Source organism: Streptomyces sp. NPDC060184 (assembly GCF_042728795.1).
GTDB lineage: Bacteria > Actinomycetota > Actinomycetes > Streptomycetales > Streptomycetaceae > Streptomyces.
On the sequence record NZ_JBHWYX010000048.1, the window covers coordinates 1 to 21,634 of the forward strand.

Annotated in this window: 16 protein-coding genes; 3 read left to right on the plus strand and 13 right to left on the minus strand. The window is 71.6% G+C overall.

Features of this window, described 5'->3' with window-relative positions; all coding sequences use genetic code 11:
• Positions 1 to 104 precede the first annotated feature (104 nt).
• The 4 genes from fxsT to fxsA form a co-directional block, all read right to left on the minus strand.
• Positions 105 to 4,037: an FxSxx-COOH system tetratricopeptide repeat protein gene (gene fxsT / locus ACFWEE_RS26615; protein WP_386892793.1), complete on the minus strand. Its 3,933-nt coding sequence runs from the start codon at positions 4,035 to 4,037 to the stop codon at positions 105 to 107.
• On the minus strand, positions 4,034 to 5,359 hold the full coding sequence (locus ACFWEE_RS26620; protein WP_386892794.1) for a TIR-like protein FxsC: 1,326 nt from the start codon (positions 5,357 to 5,359) through the stop codon (positions 4,034 to 4,036). The genes fxsT and ACFWEE_RS26620 overlap by 4 nt, the downstream gene beginning before the upstream one ends.
• A 153-nt stretch (positions 5,360 to 5,512) precedes the next feature.
• The gene (gene fxsBH / locus ACFWEE_RS26625; RefSeq protein ID WP_386892795.1) at positions 5,513 to 7,783 is read right to left on the minus strand and encodes a radical SAM/SPASM protein FxsBH, inactivated beta-hydroxylase extension form; all 2,271 of its coding nucleotides are present in this window, start codon (positions 7,781 to 7,783) and stop codon (positions 5,513 to 5,515) included.
• A gap of 84 nt (positions 7,784 to 7,867) precedes the next feature.
• The gene (gene fxsA / locus ACFWEE_RS26630) at positions 7,868 to 8,035 is read right to left on the minus strand and encodes an FxSxx-COOH cyclophane-containing RiPP peptide (RefSeq protein ID WP_386892797.1); all 168 of its coding nucleotides are present in this window, start codon (positions 8,033 to 8,035) and stop codon (positions 7,868 to 7,870) included.
• A gap of 211 nt (positions 8,036 to 8,246) precedes the next feature.
• Between fxsA and ACFWEE_RS26635 the strand changes: the two genes are divergently transcribed.
• On the plus strand, positions 8,247 to 9,176 hold the full coding sequence (locus ACFWEE_RS26635; RefSeq protein WP_386892798.1) for a DUF4231 domain-containing protein: 930 nt from the start codon (positions 8,247 to 8,249) through the stop codon (positions 9,174 to 9,176).
• 28 nt (positions 9,177 to 9,204) lie between these two features.
• Here ACFWEE_RS26635 and ACFWEE_RS26640 read toward each other — a convergent pair whose 3' ends face one another.
• From ACFWEE_RS26640 to ACFWEE_RS26675, 8 genes are all read right to left on the minus strand, one after another.
• Positions 9,205 to 9,684 (minus strand): hypothetical protein, encoded by a 480-nt coding sequence (locus tag ACFWEE_RS26640; protein ID WP_386892799.1) that lies wholly within the window; start codon positions 9,682 to 9,684, stop codon positions 9,205 to 9,207.
• 304 nt (positions 9,685 to 9,988) lie between these two features.
• Positions 9,989 to 10,888, minus strand: coding sequence for a S1 family peptidase (locus ACFWEE_RS26645; RefSeq protein WP_386892801.1), 900 nt, complete (start codon positions 10,886 to 10,888; stop codon positions 9,989 to 9,991).
• A gap of 264 nt (positions 10,889 to 11,152) precedes the next feature.
• Complete coding sequence (locus ACFWEE_RS26650) at positions 11,153 to 11,938, minus strand: DUF1684 domain-containing protein (RefSeq protein ID WP_386892802.1); 786 nt, start codon at positions 11,936 to 11,938, stop codon at positions 11,153 to 11,155.
• A gap of 4 nt (positions 11,939 to 11,942) precedes the next feature.
• Positions 11,943 to 13,223 carry an NtaA/DmoA family FMN-dependent monooxygenase gene (locus ACFWEE_RS26655; protein ID WP_386892869.1) on the minus strand — a complete coding sequence of 427 codons (1,281 nt, stop codon included), beginning with the start codon at positions 13,221 to 13,223 and terminating at the stop codon, positions 11,943 to 11,945.
• Between the two features lie 14 nt (positions 13,224 to 13,237).
• Entirely contained in the window at positions 13,238 to 14,314 is a 1,077-nt protein-coding gene (locus tag ACFWEE_RS26660; protein WP_386892804.1) for an LLM class flavin-dependent oxidoreductase, read from the minus strand.
• Between the two features lie 83 nt (positions 14,315 to 14,397).
• Positions 14,398 to 15,150: an amino acid ABC transporter ATP-binding protein gene (locus tag ACFWEE_RS26665; protein WP_386892871.1), complete on the minus strand. Its 753-nt coding sequence runs from the start codon at positions 15,148 to 15,150 to the stop codon at positions 14,398 to 14,400.
• Positions 15,151 to 15,278: 128 nt separating this feature from the next.
• Positions 15,279 to 17,120, minus strand: a complete 1,842-nt coding sequence (locus ACFWEE_RS26670) for an FAD/NAD(P)-binding protein (RefSeq protein ID WP_386892806.1) — start codon at positions 17,118 to 17,120, stop codon at positions 15,279 to 15,281.
• Positions 17,117 to 18,016 carry an amino acid ABC transporter permease gene (locus ACFWEE_RS26675; protein ID WP_386892808.1) on the minus strand — a complete coding sequence of 300 codons (900 nt, stop codon included), beginning with the start codon at positions 18,014 to 18,016 and terminating at the stop codon, positions 17,117 to 17,119. Before ACFWEE_RS26675 ends, ACFWEE_RS26670 begins: the two co-directional genes overlap by 4 nt.
• 554 nt (positions 18,017 to 18,570) lie before the next feature.
• On the opposite strand from ACFWEE_RS26675, the gene ACFWEE_RS26680 reads away from it, so the two are divergent.
• Positions 18,571 to 19,503, plus strand: coding sequence for an ABC transporter substrate-binding protein (locus ACFWEE_RS26680; protein WP_386892809.1), 933 nt, complete (start codon positions 18,571 to 18,573; stop codon positions 19,501 to 19,503).
• 135 nt (positions 19,504 to 19,638) lie between these two features.
• On the opposite strand, the gene ACFWEE_RS26685 is transcribed toward ACFWEE_RS26680, so the two are convergent.
• Positions 19,639 to 20,838: a DUF5685 family protein gene (locus ACFWEE_RS26685; protein ID WP_386892811.1), complete on the minus strand. Its 1,200-nt coding sequence runs from the start codon at positions 20,836 to 20,838 to the stop codon at positions 19,639 to 19,641.
• Between the two features lie 313 nt (positions 20,839 to 21,151).
• Here ACFWEE_RS26685 and ACFWEE_RS26690 point away from each other — a divergent pair, with 313 nt between their 5' ends.
• Positions 21,152 to 21,595, plus strand: coding sequence for a cell division protein SepF (locus ACFWEE_RS26690; RefSeq protein WP_327174961.1), 444 nt, complete (start codon positions 21,152 to 21,154; stop codon positions 21,593 to 21,595).
• Positions 21,596 to 21,634 lie beyond the last annotated feature (39 nt).

Here is a 21,634-nt window from a genome sequence, read left to right on the forward strand (position 1 = left end):
GGTTGGTGTCCGCCGGGGGGGGGGGGGGGGTCTTTTTTACTTCACCACCCCCCCGGGGGGGGGGGGGGGGCCCCCGGGGGGGGGCCCCCGCCCCTCCCGTGCGCTCACACCTGGATCGGTTCAAGCTCCCGCTCGAACCTCCTCCCGTCCCGCGCGATCCGCGTCATCGGGTGGTCGTCACCGAGCTGGCGGGCCAGCTCCCCCACGATCCGCGCCCGCAACTGCTGGGCCTCCTCGCGCCGGCCGAGGTCCTCCAGCGTGACCGCCGTGTTCCCGATCATGGCCAGCGCCTCCGGGTGCTGCGGCCCGAGAGCCTTGCCGAGCTGCCCGGCGAGGACTTGCTCCGTCTCCAGCACCAGCTCCGCGTCCCCGAGCACCGCCGTCGCGCTGGCCAGGTTCATCACGCAGAAGAGCGTGTGCGGGTGGTCCCTGCCGAACAGCTCCCGCATCAGGTCGACGACCCGCCGCGACATCTTCGCCGCCTCCTCGGCCTCCCCCGATCCCAGCAGGTAGACGGCCAGGTTGTTCTGCGCGGCCAGGGTGTACGGGTGCCGCTCCCCCGGCACCACCAGGTACTGCTCGACCACCTCCCGCGCCGCGTCCCTCGCCTGGACCGCCTCACCGATCGCGTAGAAGTCGGCAGCCAGGTTGAGGTCGCAGGCCAGCGACTCCGGGTTGGGCGTGGAGTACTTCGCACGGTACCTGGCCCGGGTGGCCAGCGTCAGCCTGCGGGCGTCCTCCAGCTGACCCGCCCGTCGCAGCGCCACCGCGAGCGCCTTGGCGGCGGAGAGCGTGCCGGGGAAGGCGGGACCGAGCGTCCTCTTGTAGCTGTCGTACGTACGGCTGAGCAGCGCCACGGAGTCCTCGTACCGGCCCACGTCGCGCAGGTCGCGGGCGAGGCTCACCGCGGAGGACAGGCTGTACGGATGCTCCGCGCCGAGCACCTCGCTGCGCCGGTCGTACACCTCCTGGTCGATCTCCCGGGCCCGGGAGTACTGCCCGACCAGTCGCAGGTTGAGCGCCAGGTTGTTCGCCGCCGCGAGGGTCCTCGGGTGGCCGTCGTGGAAGATCTGCCCGAACCCCTCACGGGCCTCGTTGGCCAGCTCGATCGCCCGGCCGTACTCCCCGAGCATGCCGAGGTCGGTCGCCAGGCTGCTCGTCGTCATGTAGGTGTGGGGGTGCTCCGCGCCCAGGATGTCGCGCTGCCGCTGGAGGGTGATCTCATCGAGCTCCTTCGCCTCCACGTAACGTCCGCGCGAGCGGTAGATGTTGGAGATGTGGAAGCAGAGGTAGAGGTACTGGATGTCCTCCTTCCCCAGCATCTCCGCCCAGGCGGTGCGGAGTTCGGCACCCAGCGCGCCCGCCGTGCGGACGTCGCCGCGCTTCCAGAGGTAGCGGACGCGGTCGATCAGCAGTCTGCGGGTCTCCGGCTCCCCGCAGAGGCGTGCCCCGGACGGCCCCAGGTGCGGCCAGATGGTGGCGAACCGCGCCCAGTTCTCCGGGTTGTCGATCGGCTCGTCGTCGTCCGGCCGGGCCCCGGCCAGGACGCGGTGGACCACGTGCCGGGCCTCGCGCTGCTCCTCCTCGCTGAGCTGCGCCTTGATGACGGCCTGCACCAGCCGGTGCACCTGGATCGAGTTGGAGACCTGGTCGACCTTGGCGAGCGCGAAACGGCCGATCTCCCGGATGACCCGGCCGAGGACGAGCTTCTCCTGGAGGGAGGAGTCGTACGGCTTGAGCGCCTCGATCATCTCCTTGCTGTAGAGGAGGCTCGCGCTGATCGGCTCGGGTGCGAAGAAGGCGCAGAGCTGGAGCAGCCGCACCGCGGCGGGCGACCGTTCCTTGAGCCGCTCGATGGAGACGTTCCAGGTGGCGGCCACCGGTTCCGGGTAGCCGGCCGGCTGGTTGAGGGACAGCACCTGGGCGGCCTGCTCGGCCAGCTGGTCGAGGTAGGTGTCGACGGGGGTCGCGGTCTCCGCGATCCAGGCGGCGGCCTGTTCGACGGCGAGCGGCAGGTCGCCGACGGCCGTGGCGACCCGCGCGGCGTCCTCCTCGCTGAGGCCGGGGGCGCGGCGGCGGAGGTGTTCGACGGACTCCTCGCGCAGGAAGACGTCGACGGGCAGCGCGTCGCCGTGCTGCGACCAGGTCTGGTTCCGCGACGTCACCAGGATGTGGCCGGAGCCCCCCTGCGGGAAGTAGCGCCTGATCCGTTCGGGGTCGTCCGCGTTGTCGAAGACCAGCAGCCACCGGTCGGTGGGTACCCCGCGGCGCAGCAGGTCGACGGCTTCCTTGGAGGCCGCCGCCATGTCGTCGCCGCCCTGGGTACCCAGCCGGGCGGCGAGTTCCGCGAGTCCGGCGACCACGTCGTCGGTCTGCTCGGAGGAGATCCACCACACCAGGTCGTAGTCGGCCATGAAGCGGTGCACGTACTCCAGCGCCACCTGCGTCTTGCCGACGCCGCCGAGGCCGTACAGGGTCTGCGGCTGGGGCAGCACCACCGCCATGCCGCCGCCGAGCTGGTCGCGCATGCGTTCCAGCACCAGGGAGCGGCCGGTGAATCCGGGGTTGCGCGGCGGGGCGTTCCAGATCTTCGGGACCGTGCCGGGGAACCGGGGTCCCGGCGCCGACCCGTCGCCCAGGTGGGGCGGGCGGTCCAGCGCGCGCAGCAGGGCCGCCGCGGCGTGGGCCTCGTCGAGCCGGAAGAGGTCCACCGGGTTGCGGTCGATGTAGGCGGAGGTGAGCCGGACGTCTCCGACGCGGAACAGGATCTGGCGCCGGCCGCCGGCCTGGTCCTCGGCGCTGGAGCGCTGCCACAGTTCGGTGGCGCGCTGGGACTTGAGGTAGGCGCTGGAGAGCAGGACGACGGTGCGGGCGGCGGTCTCCGGCGCGGTGACGGGCGGTTCGCGGTCCTCGCGTTCGGTGGAGACGTCGCGCGGTACGACACGGAAGCCGGCCCGGGTGAGGACGGACTCGATCCAGTCCGCCCACATCCGGTTCTCCGCCACGTAGTTGAGGAAGATGTCGGCGGGGAGCGTGGGCCGGCGCCGGGTGAAGGCGTCGCGGATGCGCAGCCGGACGTCCTCCGCGACCGGCGGCATGGAGGTGACCTCCTGGTCGGTGACGACCGCCACGAGCCGTTCGAAGGCGGAGAGCAGCGAGTTGGTGAGTCCGGCTTCGTCGCCGAAGGTCGCGAGCGTCTCCTCGTACGCGTAGTAGGGGCGGTACGGGATCTCCACCGCCCCCCAGTAGGCGGTGAGTTCGTCGCCGGACAGGTCGCGCGGCAGCCGGTCGAACTTGAAGCGGGCGAGGGCCCGTCCGGCGTCGGCCTTCTCCTTCTCGCCCTCGTCGATGCGCATCGGGACGGGGTAGATCGCGATGGGCCGCCCGCTGTAGCGCTCGGCGGTCTGGCGGGCCACGGAGGCGGCGCCGTCGATGGACTGGTCGCTGAGGGTGAAGCAGTCCACCAGGACGTCGGGGAGGTGGACGGTGCAGATGTCGGCGATGTCGCTGAGGCCGGTCCGGCTGTCGATGAGGACGTAGTCGTAGTTGGACTTCATGTCGTCGCGCAGGGCGTCGAAGAAGCTTCCGCCGCCGAGCCGGTCGTAGAAGTTGTCCCAGTCGAACGTGGAGACGGCGGCGGAGTACTCGCGGTTCTGGCGTCCGGCCGAGACGAAGTCGAGGGTGCCTCCCCGGGGGAACTCCCAGCCGAGCGTCTCCGGTGTCAGGGAGACGGCGTGCTGCTGGATGCGCGCGTAGTCGCGGTGCCAGTCGTCGGGGCGCTGCGCGGGGCTGGTGGCGGCCCAGGCGTATTCGGTGATGAGGTCGATGACACCGGTGGTGGCGCCGAGGGTGGCGGGGTCGAGGAAGGGGTGGAAGAACCGGTGCAGGCCCGGTGCCTCCAGGTCCCAGTCGACGGCCAGGACCCGCTTGCCGTTGGCGGCCAGGATCCAGGCGGTGTTGGCCAGGGCCATGGTGCGCCCCGTGCCTCCCTTGTACGAGTAGAAAGTGACGATCCGCCCGTCACGGCCGGCTGTCATACGTCCTCCGCTTGCGTCCCAGGGTCGAGCGTGTCGGGTATGAACTGTGTGTGGCCCATGGGCCCCGTCAGCCGGGTGCGTTCGCCGTGGCCGCCGCCGCTGCCGGGCGGGTAGACGGTCGCGTTGCGCAGATACTGCTGCGCGGCGACTTCGACGACCTGCGGCAGGATCTGGCCGAACGCCTCCATCGTGGGCACTCCTTTGGCCGCGACGCGGCAGAAGGCGCGTCCCTGGCTCATCTTGACGGGCATGGTCCGTTCGAGGAGCGCGGTGAGTTCCGCTTCCTCGGCGGTGCTCTGCGGGTCGTCGCGGTTCCACGGCACGACCAGGGTCACCCAGGGCCTGTTGTCGGCGTCGAGCGCGGCGAGTCTGCGGCGGCGGTCCTCGTCCCGGAGCGCCCACCGGTCGAGTATGAGGATCTCCGGTGTGGTGGGCGCCCGCTTCTCCGCGGAGAGTCCCCGGTCCTCGGACTGTCCCTGGTCCTCGTCGAACGAGCCGATCACGGCCTGGTAGTTGAGCGAGCGGACGAGTTCCTCGGTGACGTAGGCCAGCGGGCGCGCGGCGGCCGGGTGGTAGGGGTTCCAGTCCTGCGGGTTGTCGCCGTAGTAGGCCTCGTCCCGTCCGGGCGGAAGATCGTGGCGGGTGGGTGCGGCGATGGTGATCCGCATCGGCTTCGGTGCCCCCGCACCGCTGCTGCGGGACCCGAAGGCACTGGGGGCGAGGCGGTAGTCGACGGGTCTTCCGGTGTCGATCCGCACGGTGTCGGCGACGGTGACGATGCGTTTGGCCAGCTCGTACACGGCTCTTTCGTACTCCTGGGCGAAGAGCCGGAGTTTGATCAGACCGTAGAGCCCGTCACTGACGTAGCGTTCCCCGAAGTCCCGGTGGTTGAACTGGATGCGCTCGGCGGAGCCCGGTAACTGGCTGGGCGGCACCGGCACCCAGAGTGCCGGGACGATCGCCTCGGCGGGCTGGTTGGAGCGGGCGCGATGATGGATCGCCCGCTGCTCGAAGGCGTACCACTCCTTGCCGCACATCTCACTGGCGAAGTAGCGCGGCGAGAACAGGGGAACGAAGACCCGGCAGGTGGCGAGCACCGCGCCGAGCCGTTCCGACCAGCCCTCGCCGGATCGTATTTCCCGGTCCATGAACCCCGCGGTGGTACCCGCGGGGAGATCGGTCATGGCCATCACATGGCCGCAGAGATCTTGGAAAAGGCGTTCGACCCACATATCCGGGTCCGTTCCACCGCCGTACCCCGGTGTGTGCGCGTAACTGAGAAAGAAGTACGGCCGATGGTCCGACGCTCGCTGTTGCATCATGCGTGCACACGACCCCCGTCCTGTGTGAGCACCCACATCCGATGCTACGGAGTGAATGCGAGCGAATTCATCATTCCGGAGCGGGCCGCTCTCCACCCCTTCGATCTTCGGTCATTCACCGCCCCTTTTCAGTCATCTCCCCAGCAGCATCGATCACTTACCTTCTTGATCGAAGATTGTCCCGGAGTCGTCGTTCCTGCCGACCCCCTGCGCACCGCTGAGTTCCTTTCGGATCACGTCCAACAGACGCTTCCCGTGGACGGTCGCCTCGGGAGCCTCTTCCAGCAGGTCGAGCGCTTCCTGCACGCCCGCGGGGAATTCCGGGTCGAACAGTCCGACACCCACGCGCTCATGGGTCTCGGCCAGCAGGCGGGAGAACGGAAGGGCGGTCCCGTCCCAGGGCGACAGATACTCCCAGTCCCCGTCCGCCGCGTACAGGTCCGCGACGTCGCACAGGGCCCTCAGCTCGCTTCTGCGGTGGGCCCGCACCATCCCGGCCGCCGCTCCGGGGCCGTCGGCGTCCACCGGGACTCCGAGCGCTCCGTGGCCGTGGGGCCGCTCGGCCCGGCAGCCGGGGGTCAGCGGGGTGACGGTGGTCACCGCTTCCGCCATGGCCGCGGCCACCGCCGGAGCCACCGCCTCGATCCGGGCCCAGGCGCGGGCGAGCGCCGCCCCGAAGGCCTCGAAGGCCTCGGGTTCCAGACGGTCCGCGGCGGGCGCCGCGTGGCAGTCCCGGTAGGGGTCGAGATCGTCGACGGCCCAGCCGGGCAGCCCGGCCACCGCGAGCCGGCGGACCGGCCGCCAGCCGCCGCCCGGCTCGCCGAACGCGACGCGCACCTCCTCGCCGCTCGCGCGCTCCACCACGAAGCCGCCGGGCACACCCCGGACGAGGACCGTCCCGTGGTCGTCGGCCCCGTCGAGCGTCAGCTCGCCGAGGGTGGGCAGGAACAGCCCGCCTCCCCGGTGGACCACCGGTACGGCGTCCGTCAGCCCGGCCCGCAGGACCGCCGCGGCCACGTACGAGGTGAGCCGCGAGGCCTCCGCGACGGCCCGGTCCGGGTCGGACCGGAGCCCTTCGACGGTCTCCTGGAGCCAGGAACGCGCGTACGGGTGGGCGAGTACGTGGTCGAGGCCCGCGACACCCGCCTCCGACTCCTCCAGGACGCCCGCCGTCCGCCACGCCCGCGCCCAGGGCTCGCCCGCCAGGCCGTCGAGCAGCGCGTGGAGGCCGGCCAGCAGCGTCCGGGTGAGCTCGTGGTGCTCGGCGGCCGTCCCGGCCGGGCCGGACAGGGCGGGAGAGACGAGGGCCGACCCCGTACGCTCCTCGATCCCGCGCACCAGCGCTTCGAGGTCCGCGCAGTAGACGGAAGGGTTGTCGAACTCGTTGGAGGAGCGGTAGCGGTGGGTGTAGAGCCCGCCGCCGCACGAACGTACGACGGGGCACCTGCGGCAGTCCTCGCTGACGCCCGCCAGCCCGAGCTGGCGGGCCTGGACTCCCGGATGGGCGGCGACCTGGTCGAAGGAGTGGGTGAAGACGTCGAAGCCCGTGGCCGCCGCGCCCTCGTACGCGCTCTTGAGCGAATCCACCTGTTCCAGCTGCCCGTCGGTCTCCACGACGACCAGGTCGGTGGGGGCCAGCCCGAGCGATTCGGTGAGGCTCGGTCCGCCGCTCAGGGTGGACAGCACCGAGGAGAACAGCCGGACCGGCACCGGACGCCCCTGCTCCTGCCAGCGGTCGAAGATCGCGAGAAGCCAGTCGGCGTAGGCGACGGGCGACCCGTCAGGACGCGGCGGCGGGTCGTCCCAGGTGGCGTGCGGAAGGAGGAAGTCGATGAGCGGAGGTTCGAGTTCGGTCAGGGCGTCGAGCACCGCGTGCGGGTCGTTGGCGATGTCGATCGTGCAGAGGAGGCCGAGGTTCAGGTGGCGGTAGCGCTCCTGCCGGAGCAGTTCCACGGCCTTGAGGACGAGGGGGTGGCTGCTGCGGCCGTCCGCGAAACGGCGGTGGCGGTCGTTGGCCGTACGGTCGCCGTCGAGGGAGATGCCCACCTTGACGTCGAACTCCGCGAAGAGGTCCAAGTACCGCGGACTGAGCTGAAGGCCGTTGGTGTGGATGCGGAGATCCAGTTCGGCGACTCCGGCGAGCGCGGAGCCGAACTCCTCGCAGACGCGGCGCAGACGCGCGGGGCCCGCGAGTAGCGGCTCCCCTCCGTGCAGGATCACTGACACGGAGGGCAGTGCGTGTGTCCCGGCGTGCTCGGCCAATCGCTGAGCCGTCCGCTGAATCACCTGGTCAGAGATTGTTTTCGGGCGGGTTCGCCAACTCTGGTCAGCATGTTCGTAGACATAGCAATGATCACAGGCGAGATCACATCTGCTGTGAACCTTCAGAACGATTTCACGGAATGGGACCGGGGGTCCTGTCATTCCGTCAGTCTAGCCATCGGCACCAGGTGCGTCGGCCGTGCGTGCGCGGCGCATTGTCGCTGCACGCCCCCGGGTGAACTCGGATCAGAGCGAAGAGTTGAACGTCGACGTCGTGTTCGAGCGACCGCCCGGAACCGAGACGATCCGTCCGAGCTTTTCGGCGGCGTCGCCCCCGGCGGTCTCGATCTTGGAGAGCGGCACACGGCTGATCTTCGCGGTGGCGAAGGAGGAGGGGAATGCGTAGGTCTTCACGGCCGTCCTTGATTGGCTCGTTCCGGACATGGAAACAGCACCGGACAGCTGCACCATTGCAGTGTCCGGCGTCACGACTTTACCCTCAGAATCTCGGCGGGCACATCTTCCCCGGCCTGTATACCTCCATTCGGGAACGGGAGTTGCCTCGATTGGCGGATTGGGTCATTCCACCAACAGGGATCTCCCTGTTTCGATCACCGGAGCGGACATGACTGCGATTCCTGAACCCCTGCGGTCCATGGTCTTCAGGGATGCCGACCTGCCCGAACTCTTCCACCGCACCGACGCCGTCGCCGTCGCCCGGCAGCGGGAGGCCATCCGTACGACCCGCCTCCAGTTGGCGCTCCTCGTCCTCGGAGCGATACCCGCCGCGCTGCCCTGGAGCGTGGAGGTCGGGGATTCGCTGCAACTCCTGGACTTACTAGGAGCGTTGGCCTACGCGGGCGTGCTGGTCGCGACCCTGTTCGCGTCGCACCGCAAAGCGAAGTCGCACTGGCAACTCAACCGCTCCGCAGCGGAGTTCATCAAGTCGAACTGCTGGCGCTACGCGGTGCACGGCTCCCCCTACGACACCACCACGCAGCACCCCGAGGCGGTGTTCGCCAACAGGCTGGAGGAGGGGCTCCAGGAGCTGCGGAAGGCCGGCTGGGACGATCCCCGCGACGGCCTGGACGGGCCGGACGGGGGACTCATCACCGCGTCCATGCGGGAGTTGCGGGACAAGGCGTTCACCGTGCGCAAGGAGACGTACGTACGGGACCGGCTCATCGAGCAGCGCCGCTGGTACCGGAGGCGGCAGCTGGTCTCGCGGCGGGGTGCGCTGGCCTGGTCGAGCACGGTCGCGGCGCTGACGGCGCCGGCACTGGTCCTCTGCCTCGTGCAGACCTTCGGGACGGGCCGGTCCTTCGGGCTGACCGGGGTGCTGTCGGCCGCCGCCGCGGCGTGCCTGGCCTGGAACGAGATGCGCCGCCACCACCCGCTGGTCTCGGCGCACTCCGTGGTCGAGAAGGACCTGGAGTCGATGCAGGCGGCCATGGAGACCTCGCTCACCGAACGCCAGTGGCCGGCGGCGGTCTTCGAGACCGAGCGCATCGTCTCCCCCGAGCACACGGACTGGCTGGCCCGGCACCGCATCTGACACGCCGTCGTGTGACGTGCGTGCGCACTCAGTCGCGGCGTACGCCGTCGCGCCAGATCACGGTGACCGGGCGGCCCAGGGCGCGTGCGTAGGTGACGATGTCGCCGGTGCCGCCCAGGCCCCGGGCCGGAAGGCCGTCCCAGACGGCCACGAGCCGGTCGCAGTGGTCGGCGATCCAGGTACCCGCCGCGTAGTACGCCTCGTCCGTGGAGTGCCGGAAGTCGAGCCGCACCTCCCGCCCGGCGAGGGACTTGAGGGCGAGGTAGCGCTTGAGGTCGCCCTCGTCGTCGAAGCACTCCTCGTAGTCGTCGCTGGGGATCACCGCCGTCAGCCGCGCGCCGCGCGCGAGGGCCAGCCGGGCGAAGAGCTGGTCCGCCCCCACGGCGAGGCTGGAGAGCGCCTCCAGCGGGTCCCCGGCCTCGCGCAGCGCCGTCCGCAGGGCCTCGCGCACGTGGGCGTGGGCCTGCGGGGGAATGGAACGGTGTCCGGTCACTCCGATGCGATGCACGGGCCTGGAACCCCCTGGGTGTCTGCGAGGGCCGGAGGGCGTACCTCCGTACGGACTCGGCGTCCGCCCCCGTCGCTCCTCTGCGTCCGACCGTACGGCCATCATCGCGCAGAGCGGGGGGCGCGCGGGAGCCCCCGTCCGGAGCGAACGGGGGCTCGGCGAGGCCCGCGGAGTCACGTGGCCCGGCCGCGGGCCGGGTCACGTGGGGCCACCGCGGCCCACGGGGCGGTTGAACCCCGTGGGCTTCGGCGAAGACCGCGGGCCCAGAGGTCGGCGATCAGGGGCAGGGGTCAGGGGTCAGGGGTCAGAAGACACTGACTCCGTAGGCGCTGAGTGCTTCGGTGACGGGCTGGAAGAAGGTCGTACCGCCCGAGGTGCAGTCGCCGCTGCCGCCCGAGGTGAGGCCGATCGCCAGGGTCCCGGAGTAGAGCGGGCCGCCGGAGTCGCCGGGCTCGGCGCACACGTTGGTGCGGATCAGGCCGGAGACGATCTCCCCGTTGCCGTAGTTGACGGTGGCGTTGAGGCCGGTCACCGTACCGCTGTGGATGCCGGTGGTGGAGCCGCGGCGGGTCACGGACTGGCCGACGGTGGCGTTGGCCGCGCCGGTGATGTCCACGCTGCCCACGGTGCCGCTCTTGGTGACGCTGCTGTTGGTGTAGGTCACCAGGCCGTAGTCGTTGCCCGGGAAGCTGGATCCCGAGGTGGTGCCGAGCGTGGTGGTGTGGGCCGAGTTGGACCACCAGGTGCCCGCACCGTCGGTGCAGTGACCGGCGGTCAGGAAGTAGTAGGTGCTGCCGCTGCGGACGTTGAAGCCGAGCGAGCAGCGCCAACTGCTCGCGTAGATCGCGTCGCCGCCCGAGATCAGCTTGCTGAAGGTGCCGGCCGTGCGCTCGATGCGCAGGGCGCCCGCCTCGTCGCCCGCGGTCTCCTTGATCTTCGCGATCTCGGCCTGGGTGACCGTGCTGTCCACGGTGACGACGAGGTGCTTGGTGGCGGGGTCGACGCTCCAGGCGGTGCCGGGGACGTCGGCGGTGAGCACGGCGTTGCCGGCGGCGGTGAGCTGGGCGGTGCTGAACGTTCCGGCCGACTCGGCGTTGGCCGCGGGGACGGCGAACGCCGCTACGGCGACCAGACCCGCCGCGACGGCGACGGCCCTGCTGCGTCTGGCGGTGGTGCTGCGGGGGGTGGTGCGCTTGATCCTCACTTCGCGTTCCTCCAAAGGGGAATCAGGGACCCGTCCGTGGGGTGGCGGACCCGTGAGGCGCAGTCGGGCGTCGGGCTTCCGACACGCGTCCGCTATGCGGATGCCGTGTTCCTGACAAGCGCTGGTTGGGAGTATTTGGGACCGGCCGCGCGTGGCGCAAGGGCGTCTTTCGGCCGCCCGGAGCCGTCCGGAGCGGAGGAACGCCCCGGCCCCGGCAGCGTGGATGCCGCCGGGGCCGGGGCGAAACGCGACCCGGGCGCGGGTTCAGCCGTCGAGCCGCTGCCGCTCCCCCACCGGGACGGCGATCGGGAGGGTGTTGCCCGGCGGCGGGAAGGGGCAGATGAAGTGATCGGCGAAGGCGCACGGGGGCAGCAGGGCCCGGTTGAAGTCGACCGTCACCGAGCCGTCGGCGGCGGGAGCGGCGGGGCGCAGGAAACGGAAGCGGAAGCTGCTGTCACCGCTGGTCGCGTCGGCGAAGACGATCCACAGCGAGCCGTCCGGCTCGACCGCGGCCTGCAGGGTGTGCTCGGTTCCGTCCACGACGAACGTTGCCTCGCCCGCGAGTTGGAGGCCCCGCTCGACTCCGTCGGCGTTCTTCACCCGGACGGTACGGTCCTCGTACCGGCGGAAGGTGCCGGACAGGTTCCAGCGCGCGTCGTAGGGCGTCGCCCCGATCGACGCGAACGCGTGCCGGTTCGGCGCCGCCGGGTCGAAGTCCCGCACCGCCCAGAGACCCTCGCGGCGGAGCACGAAGAACCGCCGTTCGCCGAGGGCCACGCGGGCGTCGTCGGCCGGCCCCGTGTCGGGACGCAGGCGTACCTCCCCGGTGAGCGGCTTGCCGTCGACGGTCAGGCCGTCCTCGGCCCCGGCGTCGAGCACCAGGTCGTCACCGTCCTCGCGCCACTGTCCCGGGACGGCCGGAATTCGCCCTTCCGGGTAGTCGGCGAGCCAGTGGGTACCGGCCAGCGCCAGTGGTCCGTAGGGCGCCGCCGCGGCGGCGATGCGCCCTTCGTGCCAGCTCTGCCACTCCTGTGCTGCGTTCGTGCTCATGTGCTCAACCTTTCCATACGGGTTCGGCCAGCCCGAGGTGTTCCCGCAGGGTGGAACCGGTGTACTCGGAGCGGAACGCCCCGCGTTCCTGGAGGAGGGGGACGACCCGGTCGACGAAGTCGTCGAGGCCGCCGGGCGTGAGGTGCGGGACGAGGATGAACCCGTCGGCCGCCCGCTGGTCGACGAAGCCGGTCATCTCGGCGGCGACGGTCTCCGGGCTGCCCACGAAGGACTGCCGGGTGGTGGTCTCGATCACGGTCTCCCGGATGGACAGCCCCTTCTCCTGCGACAGCGCCCGCCACCGCGCGGCCACGGCCAACGGGTCGGCGAACCCGGCCCGGCCCTGCGCGAACCCGGAGTCCGGGTCCGGGTCCGTCCCGGGGAACGGTCCGTCGGGATCGTACGAGGACAGGTCGCGGCCCCAGACCTGTTCGAGGGCGAGGATCGCGTTCTGCGGGGAGACCTGGAGGCGGCGGATCTCGGCGGCGTACTCCTGGGCCTCCTCGTCGGTGTCGGCGACCACGGCGCTGACCCCGGGCATGATCTTCAGGTCGTCGGGGCCCCGGCCGTACGCCGCCAGCCGCCCCTTGACGTCCGCGTGGAAGACGCGTCCGGCCTCCAGGGTGCCGTGCCGGGTGAAGATCACGTCGGCGGCCGAGGCCGCGAAGTCGCGGCCCTCGTCCGAGTCCCCGGCCTGGATCACGACCGGATGCCCCTGCGGGGAGCGCGGGAGGGTGAACTCGCCGGAGATGTCGAAGTGCCGGCCGCGGTGCGCGAACGGCCGGGGCGTTCCGTCCCGCGTCCAGGAGTCCCACAGCTCGCGTGCGGTGGAGACGAACTCGGCGGCCCGGGTGTAGCGGTCGGCCCGGTCGAGGAAGCCGCCCCGGCGGAAGTTCTCGCCGGTGAAGGCGTCCGAGGAGGTGACCACGTTCCAGGCCGCGCGACCGCCGCTGAGGTGGTCGAGGGTGGCGAACCGGCGGGCCAGCTCGTACGGCTCGTTGAAGGTCGCGTTGACCGTGGCGGCGAGCCCGAGCCGGTCGGTGACGGCGGCGAGCGCGTTCAGCACGGTGAGGGACTCCGGCCGCCCGACGACGTCGAGGTCGTGGACGCGCCCGCCGTACTCGCGCAGCCGGAGCCCTTCCGCGAGGAAGAAGAAGTCGAACTTGCCGCGCTCGGCGGTCCTCGCCAGGTGCTCGAAGGAGGCGAAGTCGATCTGGCTGCCGGAGCGGGGGTCCGACCAGACCGTGGTGCTGTTGACGCCGGGGAAGTGGGCGGCGAGATGCATCCGCCGGTGCTCGGTCATCCCCGCTCCCCGGCCGTCCGGGCGAGCGCGTAGCGGCTGGCGGGGCGGGCGAGCCCGAGGTGCTCGCGGAGGGTGTGGCCGGGGTGGAAGGTACGGAAGAGGCTGCGGTGCTGGAGGAGGGCCACGGTGCCGTTGACGATCCTTTCGAGGTCGCGGGCCGGGGTGATGGGGGTGAGGTGGAACCCGTCCGCCGCGCCCGCCCGGTACCACTGGGAGATGAGTTCGGCGAGGTCGACGGGGCCGCCCCGGAAGTAGGTGCCGTGGCCGGCCAGCGGCGGCCCGCTCGCCAGCCCGGGTTCGGGGGTGGTCTCCGCGTCGCCGAGGTCGACCGCGAGTGCGACCAGCACCCGCAGCTCGCGCGCGGAGCGGCCGTGCGCGGCGGCGAGCCGGTGGACGTCGGCGCGGGCGGCGGCTGCCTGTTCGGGCGAGGTGGCCCGGATGTGCACCACGTCCGCGTGGCGGGCCGCGACCGCCCGGGCGGGGGCGGTGGTGCCGTCGATCACCGTGACGGGCCGTCCCTGCGGGGGCCTCGGCACGATGGCGGGGCCCCGTACGGAGAAGGCGTCGCCCTCGAAGTCGATGTGGTGGACCTTGTCCCGGTCGATGAACCGGCCGGTGGCGACGTCCCGGATCTCGGCGTCGTCCTCCCAGCTGTCCCAGAGCCGGGCGCCCGCGTCGGCGACCTCGCCCGCCTCGCGCCACAGGGCCTCGGCGGGCTCGGCCGCGCGGCGGCCGAAGAGCCGGGCCACGGCCTCGGTGGTCGAGACGTCGGCCGTCCAGCCGGCCCGGCCCCGGCTCACCCAGTCCAGGGTGGCGACGGCGGACGACACGTGGAACGGCTCGGTGTGCGTGGTGTCGACGGTCGGCACGAGCCCGATCCGGTCGGTGGCGGGCGCGATCCGGGCGAGTACGGAGAGCGCGTCGGGCCCGGGCCGGGCGAAGGAGTCGCCGAGGGTCACGTAGTCGAGGGCGCCGCCCTCGGCGAGCCGTGCCAGGCCGAGGTAGTGGTCCGGCTCGTACCGGGGCGGGCCACCGATCTCGGCGGCCAGGTGGAGGGGTCTGCCGGTGGTCATGCGGGCCTTCCGGGATCAATGGGGGGGTCGGGGGACGGGGTCGGGCGGAGGGGCGGGCCGGTGTCCTGCTCAGGGGCTCGCGTTCACAGGACCTTGGAGAGGAAGGCGCGGGTGCGTTCCTGGATGGGGCGGTCGAGCACCTCGGCGGGCGGCCCCTGCTCGACGATGCGCCCCTCGTCCATGAAGACGACGGTGTCGGCCACCTCGCGGGCGAAGCCGATCTCGTGGGTGACCACGATCATGGTGGTGCCCTGCCCGGCCAAGTCCTTGATCACGTCGAGGACTTCGCCGACGAGTTCGGGGTCGAGCGCGGAGGTCGGCTCGTCGAAGAGGAGCAGTTTCGGCTCCAGCGCGAGGGCGCGTGCGATGGCGACCCGCTGCTGCTGTCCCCCGGAGAGCTGCCGGGGGTACGCCTGCGCCTTGTCGGCCAGGCCCACCCGCTCCAGCAGCCGCCCGGCGGCTGCGATCGCCTCGTCACGGGGGCGGCGCAGCGCGGAGACGGGCGCCTCGATGATGTTCTCCACCACCGTGAGGTGGGGGAAGAGGTGGAAGCTCTGGAAGACGAAGCCGATCCGGGTGCGCCGGCGCAGCACCTCGCGCTCGCGCAGTTCGTACAGCTTGTCGCCGTCCCTGCGGTAGCCGATGAGCTCGCCGTCCACGGTGATCCAGCCCTGGTCCGCCTTCTCCAGGTGGTTGATGGTGCGCAGCAGGGTGGACTTGCCGGAGCCGGAGGGGCCGAGGACGACGGTCACCTCGCCGGGCCGGACGGTGAGGTCGATGCCGCGCAGCACGTCGGTCGAGCCGAAGCTCTTGCGCAGGGAGCGGATCTCGACCATGGGTGGGGTTGCGGTGGCGGTGAGCGACATGGCGTTTCCTTGGACACGGTTCGGGCGGCGGACACGGTTCGGGCGGCGGACGCGTGCGGGACGGGCGCTGCCCGAAAAAAGGGCGCGGCCGGGCGGGTTCAGTTCGCGAGGACGGGGCGTTCGGAGAGGGCGCGCAGGAAGGTGAGCGCGGTACGGGCGGTGGCGTCGTTCTGGCTGAAGGCCGGGCCTCCGGTGCGCGGCCGGGTGAAGGCGCCCGACGCGCGGGCCGTGGTGAAGGGGCCCAGCGCGAAGCGGCGGGGGTGGGTGGTGCCGTCGCGGTCCTCGATCCCGCCGTCGAGCGGGGAGACCCGGAGGAGGCCGTTCACGGTGACGGCCGCCCCGTCCTCGTACAGTCCGCGCAGGAGCGGGCTGCTGGTGTGCCGCAGGGAGGGTGCCGGCAGGCGTGCCTCGACGAGCGCCCGGGCCTCGGTGTGCGCGCCGGGGACGGTGGGGCTGGCGGCCCGGAAGACGCCCCGTTCCTCGTCTGTCTCGACGGTCATGTCGGCGCCGACGAAGCGGACGACTCCGGCGCGTGAGAGCGCGAGCAGCTGTTCGAGCCGGGGGCCGGGCGGGCCGGAGGCGAGGTAGCTGAAGAACCCCTGCCAGCCGTCTCCGGTGTCCCCGAGGGCCATCAACTGCACGTAGGCGGAGAGGAGTCCGAAGAAAACGGCCAGATCCGCCGAGTGGGCGCCGTCGTGGCGTCGCGCCAGGTCGGCCGTGATGTGGTCGCGCAGGGCTTCCTGGAGGGCCTCCCCGTCGGGCAGGGTGACACCCTTCAGCGGCCGGTCGAGCGCGTCCAGGTCGAGGCGGTCCGCCGGGTCGGGTACGGACCGGAGCACCAGACCGGCGAGTTCGGCGCTGTCCGGCTCGGCGGCCTCGTAGTTCTGCCGGAACTCCTCCCAGCCGATGGCGGTGCGCTCGGGGTGGGCGGTGAAGAGCCGGTGGTAGTGGGCGTGGGCGAGTTCGCGTGCGACGAGCGGCCAGACGTCACGCCGGAAGTCCAACGGGCCCGGAGCCGCGAGGAGTTCCTTGACGTGTTCGGCTCCGAGGTGGTGCGGGAGCGGCGGTCGCTCGCCCTGCCAGCCGTAACCGATCTTCGAACGGTACGGAACGCCGCGCCGGGACCCCACGTACAGGACGGGTTCGCGCCCCGAGGGGTGGTAGACGCCGTCCTCGTGCCGGCCGCCCCGGCCCTCGGTGAGGAGCACCATCAGGTCCACGAAGGCCAGTCCGAAGCCCCGCACGATGACGGGCTCACCCGGGCGGAGCGCATCGAGGTCGGTGTCGGCGGTGAAGTCGGGCGGCAGGTGGACGAGTTCGTGGCGGAGCGCGAAGGCGGACAGCTCCGCCTGCTCGTCGTCCGGTTCGGCGTCCAGGTGGCCGACCGCGAGGACGACGAGGTCGGCCACGAGGGGTTCAGTGCGCCCCTCCAGCCAGACCCGCTGCCGGCCGTCGCGCGGGCCGGTGACGCGCAGGGCGCGGGTGGGGTGCTCGTGGACGGTGATCCCGGCGGGCAGGGCGGCGGCGGACTGCTCGTAGAACCAGCGCAGATAGGTGCTCTGGAGCCGACGGGTGGGGAAGTCCTGGCCGGTCAGGGCGTGGATCTCGGCGAGGACGGCGGGTTCGGCGTCGACGGTGATGCGGCCCGCCCTGACCTCCTCGGCCCAGGCGTCCAGGGCGGGCCCCGGGCGGACCGGGCCCTCCTGGCGCACCGTGTCGTCGGTGAAGACGGTGACGTCCTGGGCCATGGAGTTCATCCAGAGCAGCGGGGACTGGTCGTGGCGCCAGATGCGCCCGCCGCCGGCCGGATGGGGGTCCACGAGGTGGATGTCCAGCGGCCGTCCGGCGTACAGCTCGGCGGCGTTGGCGGCGATGCGCTCGATCAGTCCGGTGCCGCGGGGTCCGGCGCCGACGACGACGAGGGTGGGTGCGGGGGTCATCGGGCGTCCGCCGTTCCGCGTGCGTAGTAGCGCTCGACGTAGTGCTGGCCGACGCTGAGGAGAGAGGTGACGACGACGTACCAGAGGGTGGCGACCAGCAGCAACGGAATGATCTCGTAGGTGCGGTGGTACACGAGCTGGACGGAGTAGAGCAGGTCCTGCACGGCGATGATGCTGACGATCGAGGTGCCCTTGAGGGCACCGATCAGCATGTTGCCGGCGGGCGGCACGATGGACCGCATCGCCTGGGGCAGCACGATCCGGCGGAACCGGCGCCAGGGGCCGAGGCCCAGCGACTGCGCGGCCTCCAGCTGCCCGCGTTCGACGGAGAGGACGCCGCCGCGCACCACCTCGGCGGCGTACGCGGCTTCGTGCAGGGTGAGTCCGACGACGGCGACGGTGACGGGCCCGAGGAGGTTCACGGTGCTGACGCCGAGGATCGTGGGGTAGAGGGCGCCGATGTTGAACCAGAACAGCAGCTGGACCAGGATCGGGGTGGAACGGAAGAGCCAGACGTACCCCCAACTGGTCGCCTGGAGAACGCGGTTGCCCGAGAGGCGCATGACCGCGAGCAGGGTTCCCAGGGCGAAGCCGAGCACCATGACGACGGCCGTCAGCCAGAGGGTGAGGCCGAGCCCGCGCAGCACGGAGTCGGTGGTGAAGTACCGCGCGACGACGTCCCACTGGAAGGCTCTGTTGCGGACGACGGAGACGAGTACGAGGCCGAGGAGGACGAGGACCACGGCGGCGGCCACCCACTGGCCCGTGCGGCGCACCGGGACGATGCGGGGTACGACGACGTCCTTGCCGGCGCCCCCGGGGACGGGTGGGTCCGCCGCGGACGCGGTGTGGGAGGAGAGGGGTGCGGGCGTGAGGGATTCTGTCTGCGCGGACATGCGGGGGCTCCGTGGATGCGGGATCGAACACGGGGCGCGGCTTCACAGCGGGCACGAGGCGAACCAGGCCCCTCAGCACTGGTCCGCCTATGAGATAAGCGGCGTACGCGCCCCCCTGTCAAGCTTGTCCACACTGTGAGCCTCGCCCGGGCGGCAGTTGACGCACCACCGAATGCCTGTTCCACTGGGCGCATGTATTCGCAGCAGTGGCTGGTCACCCGCTCCCACATCGACTTCGGTCGTGTGTGGTCCTGTTCCTGTTGAGCTGACCCCCTGCTCCTCCCCGCACGCCCGCGCCCTCGCGCGTCTTCGTGCGTTCCTCCCCGCGTGACTTCACCCGCACGACAGCACCCTCCCCTCCCCTCGCACCACTGACGGCTTCCGCTCCGCTCGCGCCGCCCCCGGGCCGTGCCCGCGGGGCCGGTCGGCATACCCAGGCACTCCCGGCACCTCCCGGCACCTCCCGCACATCCCGGCAGATCCGGTACATCCGGCACTTCCGGCGCGCCCGGCACGTCCCGGCACGCCCCCGACGAATCTGGAGCAGCTCCGCCATGCCCCGCACCCGGCACACCGTCGCCTTCGCCCTGATCACCGCCGCCACCCTCGCCCTCGCCGGGTGCGGAACGGGCGACCCCACCACGGCACAGGCGGCCGGCACCCCCGCCCAGGACACCCCGAAGGACGACGTGGTGTCCTCCGTGAAGAAGGACGACGCCGCGGCGGCCCTGCTGCCGGCGGACGTCCGCTCGGCGGGCACGTTGAGAATCGCCAGTACGGCGGGGTCACCACCGAGTTCGTTCTACGAGGCGGACGGCAAGACGCTCTCCGGCGCGGACGTCGACTTCTCCGACGCGGTGGCCCGCAAGCTCGGCCTGAAGCTCCACCGCGAGATCGCCTCCTTCGAGGCGATCCTGCCGGCGCTCGGCAGCGGCAAGTACGACCTGGGCACCGGGAACTTCGGCGTCACCGAGGAACGGCGCAAGACGATCGACTTCGTCACCTACATCAACGACGGCCAGGGCTTCGCCGTGCGGAACGACAGCAAGCTCAAGGAGGTCACCGACCTGACCCAGCTCTGCGGCCTGAAGGTCGCCACGGGGGCGGGGACGACCTTCGAGGTGACGCTGGAGAAGAACAAGGGTCTGTGCGCCGCGGCGGGCAAGAAGCCCTACACCGTCCAGACCTTCGCCGACCCGACCTCCATCTGGATCGGGCTCCAGCAGGGCCGGATCGACGTGGTGATGTCGACCATCAACGGACTGCGTTACGCGGTGACCCAGCAGAAGGACGTCCGCTTCCTCAACGAGTTCAAACGGCTCGACGTCGGCTTCGCCTTCAAGAAGGGCACCCCGCTGGCCCCGGCCTTCCAGGCCGCGGTCAACAGCCTCAAGTCGGACGGCACCTACGACCGCATCCTGAAGAAGTGGGGCACCTCCGAGTCGGCGATCGAGACCTCCCAGATCTCGCCTCCCGAGATCAAGTGAGCCCACGGACCGAGTGAGGCCACGGACAGCTCGAACCCGCGGACAGCACGAACCCGCTGACAGCACGAACCCGCTGGCCGTGTGAGCCCGCGCGGGCGGCGCCGGACTTCCCGGCGCCGCCCCGCCGGGGCCGGCTCAGCAGTCGCAGCCGCAGTCGCAGTCGCAGCAGCCGCACCCGTCACCGCAGTTCGAACAGTTGGAACAGCAGTCACAGCACTCGCAGCAGTCCCCGCAGTCCGCCTGGCTGCAGATGCCCTCGCGCCGCTCGCGCGACCAGGGTCCTTCGTAGGTGCCGCAGCACATCTGACAGGTGCAGGCGAGCCCGGCCCAGACCAGGCAGCCGGCGATGAGCCCGCGCCGGTCGCGGGGCGGTCGCGGCGGCTCGGGCGGCGGCGCCGCAGGACCACCGGGAGCGTGCGGACCACCGGGGGCGTACGGATTGCCGGGAGGCGGCCCGTACGCACCCCGGTGCGCGCAGGAGTCGGTCGCGAAGGCGCGGTCCACCGCGCGGCGCAGTTCGTGCACCAGCAGGACGTGCACCAGCTTGCCGTCGCTGAACTCCGCGTCGGCCAGCGCGAGACGGACCCCGCGCACGGCGTCGTCGCAGAGTCGCCGGGCCTCGGCGAGCGGGGTCCCGGTGGCGGTGAGCGGGTTCCACGCCCCCGCCTCGGCGTCCGCCCGCTGGTCCTCCACGGCGTCCAGGAGGTGGGCCAGCCGCCCGAAGAGCCGTCCCGCCTCGGCGAGCGGGGCCGCGTTGCCCGGCCGCCCGGCGAGGACGGCGGTGTGCGCGAAGGCGGCGGCGGTGGCCGTCTCGGTGGGCTCGGTGACGACGAGCAACGGGGTGCCCGTCACGGCCAGCGCCTCGATCCCGGCCTGCCGGTCCACCGCGTCCAGCAGGACCGCGGTGTCGAAGCCGAGGGCCGCACCGCTCCGGGCCCCGGCCCGGTCCCAGCCCGCCGCGACCCGTCGGGCGGCGGCGGCGACCGGACGGTGCGCCAGCATCCCGTCCCGGTCGGCGACATGGTCGCGGACCTTGGCGGAGGCGAGCACGAGGGAGACGGCCGCGGCGAGCTTCGCCCCCTCGCCCATGGCGACGGGCGCGGTACGCATGGCGCGCAGCGGACATGGACCGGCGGTGCGCCGTCCGGTCGGGACCGGTCCGGTCTGAGCCTCCGTCAGGACCGAGACGATCAGTCCGTCATAGTTCGTCACGATCCGGGCGAACTGTCCGTGGTCGGCGCGGAGAGCGAGGCAGAGCCCGCAGAGATGGGCCATCCACTCGGCTTTGAGCCCTTCGCTCAGCCGGTGCGTGCAGGGCCTGACGATTCCGAACACGAGCGTTCCCCCCGAGAACCTGAACGGCGGGCCGGCGACGCATCGCACACCCGCGCAACGGTCATCGTACCGATCCGGTCGTTCACTCGTACGCCCTCTACCTCACCCGTACGGTCGCGGGCATCCTATTTTCTTCCTACAAGCCCCCTTATTCGGTCGTAACCCTGACGAACCGCCACATGTTCTGCATCAGTAGCGTCACGAATCGCCTGCGCGCCGACTATCCACTTGGCGCGCTATCCGCATGATGGACGACCATAGGGATACGAAAGACATGCGGAACATCAGAGAACCGCGGTGAGAGGAGGCGTCCATGGGATCGGTACGCAAGGCGAGCGCCTGGCTGGGCCTCGTGGAGGACAACGACGAGCGCTACTACGACGACGAGTACTCCGAAGGCGCCGAAACGGGTACGCACGGCCAGGCATGGGTGACCGACCCCCGGGTCCAGGTCGCCTCCGAGGCGGCCGAGGAGCGGGAGCGCCGCATCGCCACGGTGACCCCGGACAGCTTCCGGGACGCGCGCACCATCGGCGAGCTGTTCCGGGACGGCGTCCCCGTCATCCTGAACCTCACGGCCATGGACCCCGCCGACGCCAAGCGCGTCGTGGACTTCGCCGCGGGGCTGATCTTCGGCCTGCGCGGTTCGATCGACCGGGTCGCCACCCGCGTCTTCCTGCTGACCCCTGCCCACACCCACGTGGTCAGCGGCGAAGCCTCCGGCCGGCAGACCGGCGGCTTCTTCAACCAGAGCTGAGCAGGGCGCTCGCGAGGACGCCCCGGACTCCGGCCCCGC

Excerpts from the sequence above, each read along its gene's own strand:
- fxsT (WP_386892793.1), bottom strand. The coding sequence starts at position 4,037 with ATGACAGCCGGCCGTGACGGGCGGATCGTCACTTTCTACTCGTACAAG.
- ACFWEE_RS26620 (WP_386892794.1), bottom strand. The coding sequence starts at position 5,359 with ATGATGCAACAGCGAGCGTCGGACCATCGGCCGTACTTCTTTCTCAGT.
- fxsBH (WP_386892795.1), bottom strand. The coding sequence starts at position 7,783 with ATGACAGGACCCCCGGTCCCATTCCGTGAAATCGTTCTGAAGGTTCAC.
- ACFWEE_RS26635 (WP_386892798.1), top strand. The coding sequence starts at position 8,247 with ATGACTGCGATTCCTGAACCCCTGCGGTCCATGGTCTTCAGGGATGCC.
- ACFWEE_RS26650 (WP_386892802.1), bottom strand. The coding sequence starts at position 11,938 with ATGAGCACGAACGCAGCACAGGAGTGGCAGAGCTGGCACGAAGGGCGC.
- ACFWEE_RS26655 (WP_386892869.1), bottom strand. The coding sequence starts at position 13,223 with ATGCATCTCGCCGCCCACTTCCCCGGCGTCAACAGCACCACGGTCTGG.
- ACFWEE_RS26660 (WP_386892804.1), bottom strand. The coding sequence starts at position 14,314 with ATGACCACCGGCAGACCCCTCCACCTGGCCGCCGAGATCGGTGGCCCG.
- ACFWEE_RS26665 (WP_386892871.1), bottom strand. The coding sequence starts at position 15,150 with ATGGTCGAGATCCGCTCCCTGCGCAAGAGCTTCGGCTCGACCGACGTG.
- ACFWEE_RS26670 (WP_386892806.1), bottom strand. The coding sequence starts at position 17,120 with ATGACCCCCGCACCCACCCTCGTCGTCGTCGGCGCCGGACCCCGCGGC.
- ACFWEE_RS26675 (WP_386892808.1), bottom strand. The coding sequence starts at position 18,016 with ATGTCCGCGCAGACAGAATCCCTCACGCCCGCACCCCTCTCCTCCCAC.
- ACFWEE_RS26680 (WP_386892809.1), top strand. The coding sequence starts at position 18,571 with ATGCCCCGCACCCGGCACACCGTCGCCTTCGCCCTGATCACCGCCGCC.
- ACFWEE_RS26690 (WP_327174961.1), top strand. The coding sequence starts at position 21,152 with ATGGGATCGGTACGCAAGGCGAGCGCCTGGCTGGGCCTCGTGGAGGAC.